This is a genomic window from Aminobacter sp. P4_D5, assembly GCF_056401815.1.
Window position 1 is genome coordinate 1 of the sequence record NZ_JBFUIP010000153.1, and the last position, 13,800, is coordinate 13,800.

Here is a 13,800-nt window from a genome sequence, read left to right on the forward strand (position 1 = left end):
TTCAAGAGCTATCCGATCGGCTACTTCCACCTCGACGTCGCCGAGGTGCGTACCGAGCAAGGCAAGCTGCACATGTTCGTCGCCATCGATCGCACCTCGAAATTCGCCTTCGTCGAACTGCACGAGAAGGCCACCACCGCCATCTCCCGGGAGTTCTTGCTGCGCCTGATCGCGGCGGTTCCCTACAAGATCCACACCGTGCTCACCGACAACGGCATCCAGTTCACCACCACCCCCGGCGCCGGCGGTTCGGCCGTGCCGCTAATCAAGGAGGCCATCGCAAACGGCGAACTCTTCCGCGCCCATGCCTTCGAATACGCCTGCGCCACGAACGACATCGAACACCGCACGACCAAGGCAAGGCACCCRTGGACCAACGGCCAGGTCGAGAGGATGAACCGGACCATTAAGGAGGCGACCGTTAGGCGTTTCTACTATGAGAGCCACGACCAACTCCGCCAGCACCTTGCCGACTTCGTCTTGGCCTACAACTTCGGCCGCAGGCTCAAGACCCTCAAAGGCCTCACGCCCTACGAATTCATCTGCAAGGCATGGCTTTCCCAGCCACAACGGTTCTCTCGCGACCCGCTCCAGCAAATGCCGGGACTAAACACCTAGGCTAGCGCAGACGCCACAACTGCCACGCTAAGCAACGCCAGCGCATCGTCCAGTCAACGATCAGTGATCGGTCGGTTGGTTGTCGGCGAGATTTGGCGGGCTTTTGCAGCGGCGGGCCAATCTGTCCGGAATATTAAATTTTCGTCATGTAATGCGGCCCCAGCAGTGCCGCCACAATCAAGGCGAAGCTGATCCTTGCTGGGTTCGCCTTGCTTGCAGCGTCTTCGCCGAGCTCTTCGACGATCCACTGGCGCATTCCGACGCCTCCATGTGCTCGTTTCTGGTCGGGACGAATGGTTCGTTTCGGGGGGGGCGTAGCTGTGTCCGCAAGGAGGATGAAATGAGCTTCTCCAGACTTGTTTCGATATGCGCGTTCGGGTTGACCGGCGTGGCCTTCGTGGCGCTTGCCACACCTGGCTTCGCAGCCAGCGCGACGGCTGCGCAATCGACCACCAAGGCGTGCAGCCTGCAATATCAGGCTGCCAAGAAGGCCAACACGCTCAATGGCGAGAAGTGGCCGCAATTCCTGTCCAAGTGCAGTGCCAGCATGGACAACACGGCTACACCTGCCACGGCCCCGGCCACCAAGTCGACCACCGCGTTGGCGCCAGCCAATCCCACCAAACCAGCCACAAAAACCACGGCCATGGCGGCCCCCGCCGCCGCCGGTCATCAGACCACCCAGCAGATTTGCAGCCAGCAATACCAGGCCGCCAAGTCCGCTGGCACGTTGAATGGCCAGAAATGGCCGACCTTCCTCTCCGGCTGCAGCGCCAGCATCAAGAACGACAAGTCGGATGCGACGGTCGTCCCGCCCGATCCGAGCGTCGCTTCGGCCAAGGCGGTCGTGCCCGCGACCTCGGCAAACGGCAAGCCGCTTTCGCCTGGTGAGGTCGCCTTCCGCCAGCGCATCCATGAATGCTCGACCGAATGGCAAGGACAAAAGGCAGCAGGCAAGCTGCCCGCTGGTGCCAGTTGGCCACAGTTCTGGAGCCAGTGCAACACCAAGCTGAAAGCCCAGGGCTGAGGAGCAGCGAACGATGAATGCGCAGGATATCGTCAATACCGTCTCGACCAAGCTGAAGCTCGACCCCGCGGTCGCTGAAAAGGCTGTCGGCACCATCTTTTCGGTGCTCGAGCATGAGTCCGGCGGTGTCGCCAGCGCCGGCATCTTCACCAAGATCGCCGGCGCCGACGACCTCGCCCATAATTACGACGTGATGGCCGCGACAAGCGGCAATGGCGGCATCGTCGGTTCGCTGAGTTCGCTTTTGGGCGGTGCGCTTGGCGAGAAGGCCGGCGCCATGGTCAACGGCATTTCGCAGCTGCGCTCGCTCGGTCTTGACATGACCCAGATCGAGCAGGCCGGCGAGACGCTGTTGCAGGAAGCCAAAGGTGCCGCCGGCCCGCAGGCCGTCAGCGGTCTGGTCGACGCGGTTCCGGCGCTGAGGGGCCATTTCGGGCTCTAAGCCCTGGCCATCGCAGCCTGTGGACGCGCTCACGTAGGGCTTGGGCGTGGGCGCGTCCTTTAATTCCGTGCGTCCGAATGGGACGCGCACAAAGGACGCTCTTTGAACCTACGCATCGTGCTTTTCGAAAATCGATTCCGATTTTCGGGATCATGCACCAGGCTGGCGCACCCGCGCTTCCCAGCGGTCCAGAAACGCCTCGATCGGCAAGCTCTGCATGTCGGGGATCACCTCAAACAGCAGTTCCGCCGGCCAGTCCCACCAGGCAAGCGCTTCGATACGCCCGGCAATCTCTGGGGGAAAGCGCAGCTTCAGCCGCTTGGCTGGCACGCCGGCAAATATCTCGAAGGGCGCGACGTCGCGCGTCACCACCGCGTTCGCCCCGACTACGGCACCATTGCCGATGGTCACACCAGGCATGATCACCGCGCCATGGCCGATCCACACATCATGGCCGATATTTACCGGCTTGGCCCGCCGGCGCTCGCGAAAGCCGCTGTCGACGCCAAGATAGCGGAAATATTCGTTGGGCCGATAGGTCACCTTGTGGCTGGTGAGCCGCTCCACCGGGTGTTCAAGCGCGTTGATGCGGGTGTTGGCGGCGATCGAGCAGAATTTGCCGATGGTGGTGTAGATCGCCTCGGCATGGCGCTCGAAATAGGAATAGTCGCCGACATTCACCTCGCGCAGCACCACGCGCTCGCCAACGGCAACATGGCGGCCGAGCCGGCAGCCTTTCAGTTCGGCGGTCGAGTGGATGCGCGGCTCGTCATCCTTGAAACGCAGATCGGCTGGTGTGTTCATCAGGCGGATTTACGCCGGCCGCGCAGCCCTCGCAAGCAGGCTTTACTGCGGCTTGCCCTTGGACCAGACGACCTCCTGGCCATAGAGAGGAATGGTCGTCATCGACATCTTGGCCGAGCCGTTCTGCACCTGGCGCGAATGGGCGAGATAGATGAGCGTCTGGTTTTGCTTGTCGTAGATGCGGTTCACCACCTGCTCCTTCCAGATCAGGCTGATACCCTGCTTGAACACCTCCTCGCCTTCCTGGCTCAGGTCGATTGCGCCAATGGTGATCGGCCCGGTCTGGCGGCAGGAAAGAGCTGTGTCGGAGGGGTTCTCGAACCAGTTGCCCTTCTGCAGGCGGTCGATCACACCGCGGTCGAAATAGGAGACATGGCAGGTGATGCCCTCGACCTTGGGGTCCTTGATCGCCTCGACGATAATGTCGTTGCCAAGCCAGTCGACACCGACCTCGCCCACTTGCTGGGCCATGGCGGGCACAGCGGCACCCAGCGCGATGGTGGTAGCGAGGACTGAAAGGCAAAGCCGCATAAAAACCTCCTGAAAATCCTGTCGTCGCCAACACTTGGGTCAGCCAATCGCCTGATGCAAGGCGGCAGCGAAGCATCGTGCTCGCCAACTGGTGTTTTGTGGACGAATGAGGGCGTCAACATGTCCCTTTTGGCAAAGCGCTGGGCGCGCTATGTAGGAACCATGAAACCGGCTCCGACCATTCCGCTCGCAACGACCGCGTGGATCGCGCTCGGCCTTGTGGCGTTTGCGGCGGCAACGGGCCTCGCCTTCGCCTCCTGGCTGGACAAAGGTGCCGGAATCTTCATGTCGCTGGTTGAAGCCGGCATGTCCTGGTGCTTCTGACTGCGGCTTAAGAACTCGATCCACGGAAACTTTTTGCGATGATGCGCACGATCCTTGCCGGCATTCTGATCCTCATGGCTGCCGGCGTCGGCTGGCTGACCTTCGATTGGTACAGTAACAAGAACAGCGTCCAGGCCTTCGGAGCGCCGTTCGTGCTCGTCGACGAAAAGGGCGCCGAAATCACCGAAGCCGCCTTCCAAGGCCAGCCAAGTGCCGTCTTCTTCGGCTTCACCCACTGCCCCGAGGTCTGCCCGACGACGCTGTTCGAGCTCGACGGCCTGCTCAAGCAGATGGGCGACCAAGGCAAGAACATCCGTGCCTATTTTGTCTCCATTGACCCCGAGCGCGACACGCCGGAGGTGATGAATTCCTACGTCACCAACGTCTCAGACCGCATCAAGGGCATCACCGGCGACCCGGCCAAGGTACACGCCATGGCCAAGTCGTTCGGCATCTACTCCAAGAAGGTCGAAACCGAAGGCGGCGATTACACCATGGACCACACCGCATCGGTTCTGCTGCTCAACTCCAAGGGTGATTTCTTCGGCACCATCGCCTATGAGGAAAACCCCACGGCAGCGCTCGCCAAGCTCAAGCGGCTCGCGAACGAAGGCTGACACTCTCGCCCGGATCCGACATGACCCAGACACGGCTCTATTTCACCACCGGCCGCGAAGCTGCAAACCGCATCTTCGCCGCGCTCGACGCCGTCTTCGAGGAAGATGGCTGGCCGATTTCGGTGATCGAGATCGACGAGGACCGCGACATCCACGAAGTGTCGCTTTATGCCGACGGAGAGATCGAGGGCATCGCGCGCCGCATGGCCGAGGCCGTTGCAGAGGCCGGCCACACCGGCCCGATCGAGCGTGAGGTGCTGCCCGATATCGACTGGGTCGCCAAGTCGCTGGAAGGGCTGAAGCCCGTCCGGGCCGGGCGTTTCTTGGTGCATGGCGGCCATGACCGCGACGAACGCCGCCCCGACCAGATCACCATCGAGATCGAGGCCGGCCTCGCTTTCGGCACCGGCCATCACGGCACGACCGCTGGCTGCCTTGAGATGATCGAAAAGGTCGTGGCATCAGAGAAGCCGGCCAACGCGCTCGACCTCGGCACCGGCAGTGCCGTGCTCGCCATCGCGATTGCCAAGCTGGCACAGATCCCGGTGCTCGCCACCGACATCGACCCCGTCGCGACGGAAGTTGCTGCCGCCAACGCCCGGCTTAACGAGGTCAGCGCCTATGTCGAGACAGCGACGGCCGGTGGCTTCGACGATCCGATCTTTGCGGCGCGTGGGCCTTTCGATCTGATCGTCGCCAACATCCTGGCGCAGCCGCTGATGCAGATGGCACCCGACATGGCCAAGCATGTCGTGGCGGGCAACTCGCTGATTCTGTCTGGTATCCTCGACCGCCAGCACGACGCGGTGCTTGAGGCATACACTGCAGAGCAATTCCACCATGTAGAAACCTTCCATCGGGAAGGCTGGGTGACGATTCACCTCAAGCGCTGATCAGCTGCGTCACGCCTGCAGCCGTTGCCAGCATCGGCCCGCCCGGATACGGTTCCCGAAAGCATATTTCGGGAAATCACCATGTTCCAGTCCTTCGATTCCGCCGGCGATCCCTCCGTGGGCAAGCCCCGCGTAGCTCTCCTCAGGCAGTGGCTTTTGGAGAACAGGCTCGACGGCTTCATCGTGCCGCGCGCCGACGAGCACCAAGGGGAATATGTCGCGCCGCGCTCGAATCGGCTGCGCTGGCTGACCGGCTTCAGCGGTTCGGCGGGCGTGGCGATCGTTCTCGCCAAGAGCGCTTTCGTCTTCGTCGACGGGCGCTACACGCTTCAGGTGCGCGACGAGGTCGATCTCGACATCTTCACCGTCGAAAGCCTGATCGACAACCCGCCGGCAAGCTGGATCAAGGAAACACTTCCCAAGAGTGCGCGGCTTGGCTTCGACCCGTGGCTGCACACCATGGGCGACGTCAAGGCGCTCACCGCCTCGGCCGAAAAAGTCGGCGCCGTGCTCGTGCCCCTCACCCAAAACCCCGTTGACGCCATCTGGGCAGACCAGCCCGACGCGCCATTGGCACCAGTCGAAATCCACCCCGAGGCCTTTGCCGGCGAACTTGCCAAGGACAAGCTCAAGCGGCTTGCTTCGGCAATCGAAAACGATGGCGCGACGCACGCGATCCTGACCGACCCGTCGTCGCTCGCCTGGAGCTTCAACATCCGTGGCGGCGACGTACCGCATACGCCGCTGGCGCTCGGTTTTGCCATTCTGGCTGCCGACGGCTCGCATGCCCTGTTCCTCGACAAGCGCAAGCTCGGCCGCACCGAGGCGGCCTACCTCACCCAGCTCGCCGACATCAAGGCGCCTGCCGAGCTTGAGGCGGCGGTCGCGACACTCGCCAAATCAGGTGCCAAGATCGCACTCGATCCGGTTCTCGCCGCCGAAAGGCTGCGCGCGCTGATCGAAGACAATGGCGGCACCGTTGTTTCCGCGCCCGATCCGGCACGCTTGCCGCGCGCCACAAAAAACAGCGCCGAAATCGCCGGCTCCCGCGCCGCCCACCGCCGCGATGGCGCGGCCGTCGCAAAGCTGCTGTGCTGGCTCGACCGGCAGAAAGCCGGCAAGATCGACGAGATCGCTGTCGTCACCAAGCTGGAACAATGCCGGCGGACAACCGGCGAAGAAACCCAGATGCCGCTGCGCGACGTCTCCTTCGACACCATCTCGGGTGCCGGTCCCAATGGCGCGATCATGCATTATCGTGTGTCACGCGCGACCAGCCGCGTGCTCGGCGACGGCGAGCTGTTCCTGCTTGATTCGGGCGCGCAATATCAGGACGGCACCACCGACATCACCCGAACAGTGCCTGTCGGCACACCTACCGAGGAGATGCGCGAGCGCTTCACGCTGGTGCTCAAGGGCATGATCGCCATTTCGGCGGCACGGTTCCCGGCCGGCACACGCGGCGCCGACATCGACGCGCTGGCACGCATTGCCTTGTGGAAGCATGGCCTCGACTATGCCCACGGCACAGGCCATGGCGTCGGCTCCTATCTCGCGGTGCATGAGGGTCCGCAGCGCATCGCCAAGACCGGCATGGAGAAGCTGCTGGCCGGCATGATCCTGTCCAACGAGCCCGGCTATTACAAGGAAGGCCATTACGGCATCCGGCTTGAAAACCTGATCCTGGTGACACCCACAGCAGCGCTGCCGGACGGCGACATCGCCATGCACGGTTTCGAGACGCTAACGCTGGCGCCCTTCGACCAGCGCCTGCTCCGCACCGACCTTTTGACCCGCGAGGAGCTCGATTGGCTCAATGCCTATCATGCACGCGTGCTGGCCGAGATCGGTCCGATGCTCGACGGTGAGACGCTAGCGTGGTTGGAAAAGGCAACGACAGTGATCGCCTGATCGTCTTGTAAGAGATAGCCCGTCGCCTTGGGGCGGCGGGCATTGCTCAGCCGATGAAATGCCTGAGAGCAATCAGAACGGCGGCACCGGCGAGGAACATCGTCATCAAGCCACCGCGCAGCGACACGAGGGCAGCCACGGCAAGGGCCGCCAATTCAGCCGGCCCAGCCGACAGTGCAGCAGGCGCCACAAGCGTGGTCAAAACCGCCGCGGGCACGGCATTGAGCCCAGCCTCGACGCGCGGATGGATGCGCTCGAAGCGCGAGATGACCAGATGCCCGCCGATACGGGTCAGATAGGTCGCAATTGCGCCGGCGATGATGATCCACAGCGTCGTGCTCATGACACCACCTCCACGGTCTCTTCGTCATTGACCGCATCATCGACTCGCACCGGCATTGCCGCTGCAAACAGCACGCCCGCCAGCGCGCCGATCGAGACATGCCAGGGCGAGCCCACGGTCTTGTAGGCGATCATCGAGGCGACGGCGCTGGCGACTACGATCGGCAGCCAGCGCGGGCGCTTGCGAAAGCTCATGACTAGCCCGAGGAAATAGATCGGCAGCAAGAAGTCGAGGCCGATGGCGTGCGGATTGGGGATCAGCCGCCCGAACAACGCGCCCAGCGCGCTCTCGGCGACCCAGAACACATAGATCGGCAGCGCCATGCCCATGTACCAGGCGAAGGTAACCTCTTCGCCGCCCTCGCCCTTGCGCTCGGCCTCGGCATATTGCGGATCAACCAGGAAGAAATAGCCGACCGCCTGTTTCAGCAGCGGCCAGTGATTGATGCGTTTGCCGACCGCTGCCGAATAAAGCACGTGGCGGAAATTGACCGCGAAAATCGACAAGACGACGAGCCAGGGCGCGACGTGCTGGCCAAACAGCTCGATACCGACGAGCTGGCTGGCGCCGCCATAGATGGTCGCGCTCATCAGCGTGGCCTCAGCGACCGAGAAACCATTGTCGATGGCCAGCGCGCCAAACAGGATCGCGAAAGGCGCGGATGCGACCACCACCGGCACGCTCAAGCGCACCCCTTGCCAGAATTCACCTCGACGATCAGACATTTGGCCTCCGTGGCGCACCGGCCCGAGAATCGATCTTTGATGGTTGGATGCACGATGCGCAGGTCGAAAGAACCCACCGAGCAGCGGGACCGACGCTCGGTAGTCTGCGCGGAGGTCTGAATAAGTCAGCCGGCTTGGCGAGTCACATCAATTCCGTTGAGCCAAAGATCAATGGCCCCGAACGGATGATCAGCCGCGCTTCATCGAGCAGGGCGAATAGCCGCCGGCGTGGATTCGGCCTGGTGTCATATCGAGCCTGATCGGCAGATCGCGCATTGCCGACACGTCGAAGTGCCGCGCTATGGCCAGTGCAACCTCGCCGCAGGCATGTGCGTCCTCGGCCGCGTTGTGGTGCGTGAAGGAGAAATTGATGTGGCGCGACACCTCGTTGAGGCGATGCGACMCCAGATTCTGCCACACCTTCCGCGCCATCTTGAGGGTGCAGGCATAGTCGATATCGGGACAGGCGATCCCGTAAAGCGCATATGTCGCCCTGATAACACTCATATCGAAGGCGGCGTTGTGGGCAATCACCAGCGCATCGCCGAGATCGTCCTCGAATTCCGCCATGACCTCGGGAAATTCGGCCGCGTCCTCGACATCCCCGGGACGTATTCCGTGGACGGCGATGTTGAAGCGGGAAAAGCGCATGTCCTTTGGGCGGATCAGCCGCTCCTCGACGCGGACGACGGCGCCGTCCTCTATCCAGGCCAGGCCGACGGAACATGGGCTGCTGCGCTGCTCGTTGGCAGTTTCAAAGTCGATGGCAATTGCACGCATGAATTCAGTCAGCCCGCCTGCTTGACCAGAGCGAACCAGCCGTCCTCGTCGATCACCTCGATGCCGAGTTCACTGGCAAGCTTGAGCTTGGAGCCGGCACCAGGCCCCGCCACCACGAGATCGGTCTTCTTCGACACCGAGCCTGCAACCTTGGCGCCGAGTTTTTCGGCCATGGCCTTGGCCTCGTCGCGCGACATCTTTTCGAGCGAGCCGGTGAAGACGACGGTCTTGCCCGACACCGGCGAGGACACATCGCCGATGCGCTCTTCATCAAGTGGCGTAACCTCCGCCAGAAGCGCGTCGAGCACCTGCCTGTTGTGCTCCTCGGCGAAGAACTCGACCACCGCCTCGGCAACGATCGTGCCAATGCCGTTGACACCGGTCAGTTCCTGCCAGGCGGCATTGCCCTTGTCGCCCTTGCCCTCAGGCATCACGGCAGCGCTGCCGGCGGCGCGGAATGCGTCGAAGCTGATGTAGTGGCGGGCGAGCCGCTTGGCGTTGGTTTCACCGATATGGCGGATACCGAGCGCAAACAGGAAGCGCGAGCACTCGACCTGCCGCCGGTCATCGATGGCGGCAAACAGCTTTCGCGCCGAGGTGGCACCAAAGCCGTCGATGTTCTCGAGCTTGGTGAGCGAGCCCTCTTGCCGCCGCTTCAGCGTGAAGATGTCGGCGGGTGAACCGATATGGAGGGCTGGGTCTTGCGACTGGAAGAAGAACTCGATCTGCTTTTCGCCCAGGCCCTCGATGTCGAAGGCGTTGCGCGAGACGAAATGGCGAAGCCGCTCGACCGCTTGCGCCGGGCAGATCAGGCCGCCAGTGCAGCGGCGCACCACCTCGCCTTCCTCGCGCACGGCATGGCTGTCGCAAGCCGGGCAGCGTGTCGGAAACGCGTAAGGCTGAGCATCCCTAGGGCGCTTTTCCAGCACCACGTCCAGTATCTGCGGAATGACGTCCCCTGCCCGCTGCACGATGACGGTGTCGCCAACGCGGATATCGCGGCCCTCGCGAATCGGCTGGCCACTATTGCCGATGCCCTTGATGTAGTCCTCGTTGTGCAGCGTGGCGTTGGTCACCACCACCCCGCCCACCGTCACCGGCTGCAGCCGCGCCACCGGCGTCAGCGAGCCGGTACGGCCGACCTGAATGTCGATGCCGGTGAGAACAGTCGTTGCCTTCTCTGCCGGGAATTTGTGGGCAATCGCCCAGCGTGGAGAGCGCGAGACAAAGCCGAGCCGTTGCTGCAGATCAAGGCGATCGACCTTGTAGACGACGCCGTCGATGTCGTAGCCGAGCGTCGCGCGATTGGCCTCGATCATCCGGTATTGCGACAAAAGCCCTTCGACGCTGTCGAACACCTTCATCAGCGGGTTGGTCTTGAAGCCGTAACGCCCCAAGGCCGCAACCATGCCCATCTGAGTGTCAGCGGGCATCTCGCTGACCTCACCCCAGGCATAGGCGAAGAAGCGCAGCGGCCGGCTGGCGGTGATCGCCGTATCGAGCTGGCGCAGCGATCCGGCGGCAGCATTGCGCGGATTGGCGAAGATCGGCTTGCCCGCTTCTTCGTTGCGGCGATTGAGCTCGGCGAAGTCAGCGTGGCTCATATAGACCTCACCGCGCACTTCGAGCACATCGGGGAAATCGCCCTTCAGCACGTTCGGAATGTCGGCAATGGTGCGCGCATTGGCGGTGACATTTTCGCCGACCTGGCCGTCGCCGCGCGTCGCCGCCGTCACCAGCCGCCCGTTCTCGTAGCGAATCGACAGAGACAGCCCATCGATCTTGGGTTCGGCTGATATCACCACCGGCTCGTCCGCGCCGAGCCTGAGGAAGCGCCTGATGCGCCCGACGAATTCGCTGACATCCTCATCTGCAAAGGCGTTGTCGAGCGACAGCATCGGCACGACATGAGTGACCTTGCCGAACTTTTCCGAGACGGCGGCACCGACCGACTTCGACGGCGAATCCTCGCGCACCAGCTGTGGGAAACGTTGTTCGAGGGCGAGGTTGCGCCGGCGCAACGCGTCATAGTCGGCATCCGAGATCGTCGGCGCATCCTCTGCATGATAGCGCAGGTCATGGCCGGCGATTTCTTCGGCCAGCCGCGCAAGCTCGGCTATGGCTTCTGCCTCGCTGAGCGAATCGACTGATTTTTCGGACATGCTGCGGCTCCGGCCAAATTGCGGCGCCACCATAAATCAGGAAGCATTTGCAAGGGAGCGGCTTTTACCGAAAGCCCACGCAAATCAGCAGGATCGCACAGGCTCCTGACATCCAGCCTGGCCGCGATAAATCACTGATGCGGCGGCTTCGGCTCATAGCGCGCTATCTTGATCTCGCCTTCGCGCTTGCGAGCCTGCGCAATATCGTAGCTGTTTTGCATCCGCATCAGCGTTTCCATACTGACGCCGAACGCCTTCTCGATACGCAGCCCCATCTCCGGCGACAACGACGAACGCCCGTTGATGAAGGCCGACAGCGCCGCGCGGGTCACACCAAGCGCCCCCGCCGCAGCCGTCACCGACAACTCCATAGGCTCGATGATCTCGGTGCGAACGAAGCCGCCCGGATGAGGCGGGCTTTTCAGCCTGAAACCCTGCGTTTCGGTCATGGCCACCTCCTAGTGGTAATCCTCGTAGTCGAGGTCGACGATCTCGACTTCCGCCTTGTCGATGAAAAAGGTCAGGCGCCAGTTCCGCGTGACGAACAGGCTCCAGGTACCCTTGCGCTCTCCGGCAAGCTGATGAGCCTTCCAGCTCGGAACCGAGCGCAGCTCTTCTTCGTGTTCCATGTCCTGCAGAAAGGCGAGGATATTACGGATTTTATCGACGAACCGCGCCGGAAGCCCGCTCGCATCGTCGTTTTCGAAAAGTCGGCGCAAGCCTTTGTGCTTCACGCTGCGGATTTTCATCCGTCGGAAGATAGGTCAGTCAGGATGCATTGTAAAGCGACACGCTACACTTTACGTAGGTTCTCAGAAAGCAGCAGCCGTGTTCTCGCGCAGCAGACGTTCAGCAGCAGCGCGCGCCTCATCGGTGATGGACGCACCGGAAAGCATGCGGGCGATCTCCTCCTGGCGCGCCGGCGGATCCATCTCGTGGATACCGGTAGCGACACGGTCGGTGTTGCCGGACTTGGAAATCAGGAAGTGTGTCGCAGCACGCGCAGCGACCTGCGGCGCGTGCGTGACCGACAGCACCTGGACGCGATTGGCAAGGCGCGCCAGCCTCTGGCCGATCGCGTCAGCGACAGCACCGCCGACACCTGTGTCGATCTCGTCGAAGACCAGCGTCGGTGCCGAGCCACGGTCGGCCAGCGCGACTTTCAGCGCCAGCAGGAAGCGCGACAGCTCGCCACCGGACGCCACCTTCATCATCGGACCCGGCCGCGTGCCCGGATTGGTGCGCACCCAGAACTCGACCTGATCGATGCCTTCGAGCATGCGATTGTCGGCTTCGCTTGCGATTTCAACGATGAACTCTGCCCGCTCGAGCTTGAGCGCCGGCAATTCAGCCATGACAGTCTTGCTCAGGCCCTCGGCAGCCGTCTTGCGCAGCTCGGACAGGCTGGACGCAATACGATCGTAGGCCTCGCGCGTTGCGCGGGCCTGCTGCTCCAGCGTTTGCAGCCGCCCCTCGCCAGCGTCGAGATCGGCAAGGTCGGCGACCATCGTGTCGCGCAGCTGCGCCAGATTGTCGACGACGACATTGTGCTTGCGTGAGGCGGCGCGCAACGCAAAGAGCCGTTCTTCAGCTTTTTCGAGCCGCTGCGGATCGTATTCGGTGGCACGCAGTGCCGCATCGACGCCGGACTGTGCCGCATCGAGCGAGATCATCGCCTCGTCGAGCGACTTCACCACCTCGTCGAGCAGGCCGGGCACTTCTGCAGATTTGCGCTGCAACCGCCTGAGCAGGCTCGCCAGCTGCGGCAGCGGCGACGACGAGCCGGACAGCACGTCCTGGGCATCCTGGATTTCGGAAGCGATCTTTTCGACGCGCATCATCCCAGCGCGCAGTTCTGCAAGTTCACTTTCCTCGCCTGGCTGCGGATCGAGCTTGGTGAGTTCAGTCACCGCGGCGCGAAGATATTCGGCCTCGCGAGCGGCAGCGTCGACCCGGGCGCGATGGCGTGACAGCTCCTGCTCGGCTGCGCGCCACACCTTCCAGGCCTCGGCGACAGCCTTCGCCTCGCCGACATGGCCGCCGAACGAATCAAGCACCTCGCGATGTGCACCGCCATCGACCAGCGCGCGGTCGTCGTGCTGACCGTGGATTTCGACCAGCGCGCGGCCGACCTCGCGCATCAGCGTGACGCTGGATGGCTGGTCGTTGACGAAGACGCGAGTGCGCCCATCAGCCGTCTGCACACGACGCAGGATTATATCACCGTCGTCGTCGATGGCATTGTCGGCGAGCAGCGTGCGCGCCGGATGGTTGCGCGGCACGTCGAATACGGCAGTCACCTGGCCCTGGGCAGCACCATGGCGGACAAGCGAAGCATCGCCGCGCGCGCCGAGCGCGAGCGACAATGCGTCGAGAAGGATGGATTTGCCGGCACCGGTTTCACCGGTAAGCACCGAAAGGCCCGGCGTGAAATCGATGTCCAGCCGTTCGATCAGGACGATATCGCGGATCGAAAGGCGTGAGAGCATCTAATGTTGATCAGGCGCCGGAGAACATCTTTCCGGCCTTGGAAATCCAGGAGCCGGCATTTTCGCGAGGCTCAAGTCCGCCGGACTGCAGCAGCTTGTACGAATCCTTGTACCACTGGCTGTCAGGATAATTC

17 protein-coding genes and 1 pseudogene are annotated in these 13,800 nt (G+C 62.7%); 7 read left to right on the forward strand and 11 right to left on the reverse strand.

Annotation, left to right across the window (positions count from 1 at the left end):
• A partial coding sequence (locus AC1DWF_RS24595) for an integrase core domain-containing protein (protein WP_476842148.1) occupies positions 1-618 on the forward strand: 618 nt, incomplete at its 5' end.
• Positions 619-751: 133 nt separating this feature from the next.
• On the opposite strand, the gene AC1DWF_RS24600 is transcribed toward AC1DWF_RS24595, so the two are convergent.
• Positions 752-874, reverse strand: coding sequence for a hypothetical protein (locus AC1DWF_RS24600; RefSeq protein WP_476784741.1), 123 nt, complete (start codon positions 872-874; stop codon positions 752-754).
• A gap of 84 nt (positions 875-958) precedes the next feature.
• On the opposite strand from AC1DWF_RS24600, the gene AC1DWF_RS24605 reads away from it, so the two are divergent.
• Together AC1DWF_RS24605 and AC1DWF_RS24610 are read left to right on the forward strand one after the other, a co-directional pair.
• Positions 959-1,645, forward strand: a complete 687-nt coding sequence (locus AC1DWF_RS24605) for a hypothetical protein (protein WP_476784740.1) — start codon at positions 959-961, stop codon at positions 1,643-1,645.
• 13 nt (positions 1,646-1,658) lie between these two features.
• Positions 1,659-2,087 carry a hypothetical protein gene (locus AC1DWF_RS24610; protein WP_476784739.1) on the forward strand — a complete coding sequence of 143 codons (429 nt, stop codon included), beginning with the start codon at positions 1,659-1,661 and terminating at the stop codon, positions 2,085-2,087.
• A 150-nt stretch (positions 2,088-2,237) separates the two neighbouring features.
• On the opposite strand, the gene AC1DWF_RS24615 is transcribed toward AC1DWF_RS24610, so the two are convergent.
• Both AC1DWF_RS24615 and AC1DWF_RS24620 read right to left on the reverse strand, forming a co-directional pair.
• Positions 2,238-2,891: a DapH/DapD/GlmU-related protein gene (locus AC1DWF_RS24615; protein ID WP_476784738.1), complete on the reverse strand. Its 654-nt coding sequence runs from the start codon at positions 2,889-2,891 to the stop codon at positions 2,238-2,240.
• Between the two features lie 42 nt (positions 2,892-2,933).
• Positions 2,934-3,422 carry a CreA family protein gene (locus tag AC1DWF_RS24620; protein ID WP_476784737.1) on the reverse strand — a complete coding sequence of 163 codons (489 nt, stop codon included), beginning with the start codon at positions 3,420-3,422 and terminating at the stop codon, positions 2,934-2,936.
• 120 nt (positions 3,423-3,542) lie between these two features.
• Here AC1DWF_RS24620 and AC1DWF_RS24625 point away from each other — a divergent pair, with 120 nt between their 5' ends.
• The 4 genes from AC1DWF_RS24625 (at position 3,543) to AC1DWF_RS24640 (ending at position 7,167) form a co-directional block, all read left to right on the forward strand.
• Positions 3,543-3,746 (forward strand): hypothetical protein, encoded by a 204-nt coding sequence (locus AC1DWF_RS24625; RefSeq protein ID WP_476784736.1) that lies wholly within the window; start codon positions 3,543-3,545, stop codon positions 3,744-3,746.
• A 38-nt stretch (positions 3,747-3,784) separates the two neighbouring features.
• Positions 3,785-4,363 carry an SCO family protein gene (locus AC1DWF_RS24630; RefSeq protein WP_476788488.1) on the forward strand — a complete coding sequence of 193 codons (579 nt, stop codon included), beginning with the start codon at positions 3,785-3,787 and terminating at the stop codon, positions 4,361-4,363.
• Positions 4,364-4,383: 20 nt separating this feature from the next.
• Positions 4,384-5,256, forward strand: coding sequence for a 50S ribosomal protein L11 methyltransferase (locus AC1DWF_RS24635; protein WP_476784734.1), 873 nt, complete (start codon positions 4,384-4,386; stop codon positions 5,254-5,256).
• An 81-nt stretch (positions 5,257-5,337) separates the two neighbouring features.
• A complete protein-coding gene (locus AC1DWF_RS24640; RefSeq protein WP_476788489.1) occupies positions 5,338-7,167 on the forward strand; it encodes an aminopeptidase P family protein in 1,830 nt (609 codons plus the stop codon).
• A 46-nt stretch (positions 7,168-7,213) separates the two neighbouring features.
• Here the strand turns inward: AC1DWF_RS24640 and AC1DWF_RS24645 are convergent, their stop codons facing one another.
• The 8 genes and pseudogenes from AC1DWF_RS24645 to AC1DWF_RS24680 form a co-directional block, all read right to left on the reverse strand.
• Positions 7,214-7,510, reverse strand: coding sequence for an AzlD family protein (locus AC1DWF_RS24645; protein ID WP_476784732.1), 297 nt, complete (start codon positions 7,508-7,510; stop codon positions 7,214-7,216).
• Positions 7,507-8,235 carry an AzlC family ABC transporter permease gene (locus tag AC1DWF_RS24650; RefSeq protein WP_476788490.1) on the reverse strand — a complete coding sequence of 243 codons (729 nt, stop codon included), beginning with the start codon at positions 8,233-8,235 and terminating at the stop codon, positions 7,507-7,509. The genes AC1DWF_RS24645 and AC1DWF_RS24650 overlap by 4 nt, the downstream gene beginning before the upstream one ends.
• 189 nt (positions 8,236-8,424) lie before the next feature.
• On the reverse strand, positions 8,425-9,015 hold the full coding sequence (locus tag AC1DWF_RS24655) for a 3'-5' exonuclease (protein WP_476842149.1): 591 nt from the start codon (positions 9,013-9,015) through the stop codon (positions 8,425-8,427).
• An 8-nt stretch (positions 9,016-9,023) separates the two neighbouring features.
• Positions 9,024-11,177 (reverse strand): NAD-dependent DNA ligase LigA, encoded by a 2,154-nt coding sequence (ligA, locus tag AC1DWF_RS24660; protein ID WP_476786576.1) that lies wholly within the window; start codon positions 11,175-11,177, stop codon positions 9,024-9,026.
• Between the two features lie 131 nt (positions 11,178-11,308).
• Complete coding sequence (locus tag AC1DWF_RS24665) at positions 11,309-11,626, reverse strand: HigA family addiction module antitoxin (protein WP_476788492.1); 318 nt, start codon at positions 11,624-11,626, stop codon at positions 11,309-11,311.
• Between the two features lie 9 nt (positions 11,627-11,635).
• Entirely contained in the window at positions 11,636-11,926 is a 291-nt protein-coding gene (locus AC1DWF_RS24670) for a type II toxin-antitoxin system RelE/ParE family toxin (protein ID WP_476788493.1), read from the reverse strand.
• A gap of 63 nt (positions 11,927-11,989) precedes the next feature.
• Entirely contained in the window at positions 11,990-13,666 is a 1,677-nt protein-coding gene (gene recN, locus AC1DWF_RS24675; RefSeq protein ID WP_476788494.1) for a DNA repair protein RecN, read from the reverse strand.
• A gap of 10 nt (positions 13,667-13,676) precedes the next feature.
• A pseudogene (locus AC1DWF_RS24680) lies at positions 13,677-13,800 on the reverse strand (outer membrane protein assembly factor BamD); the annotation flags it as partial.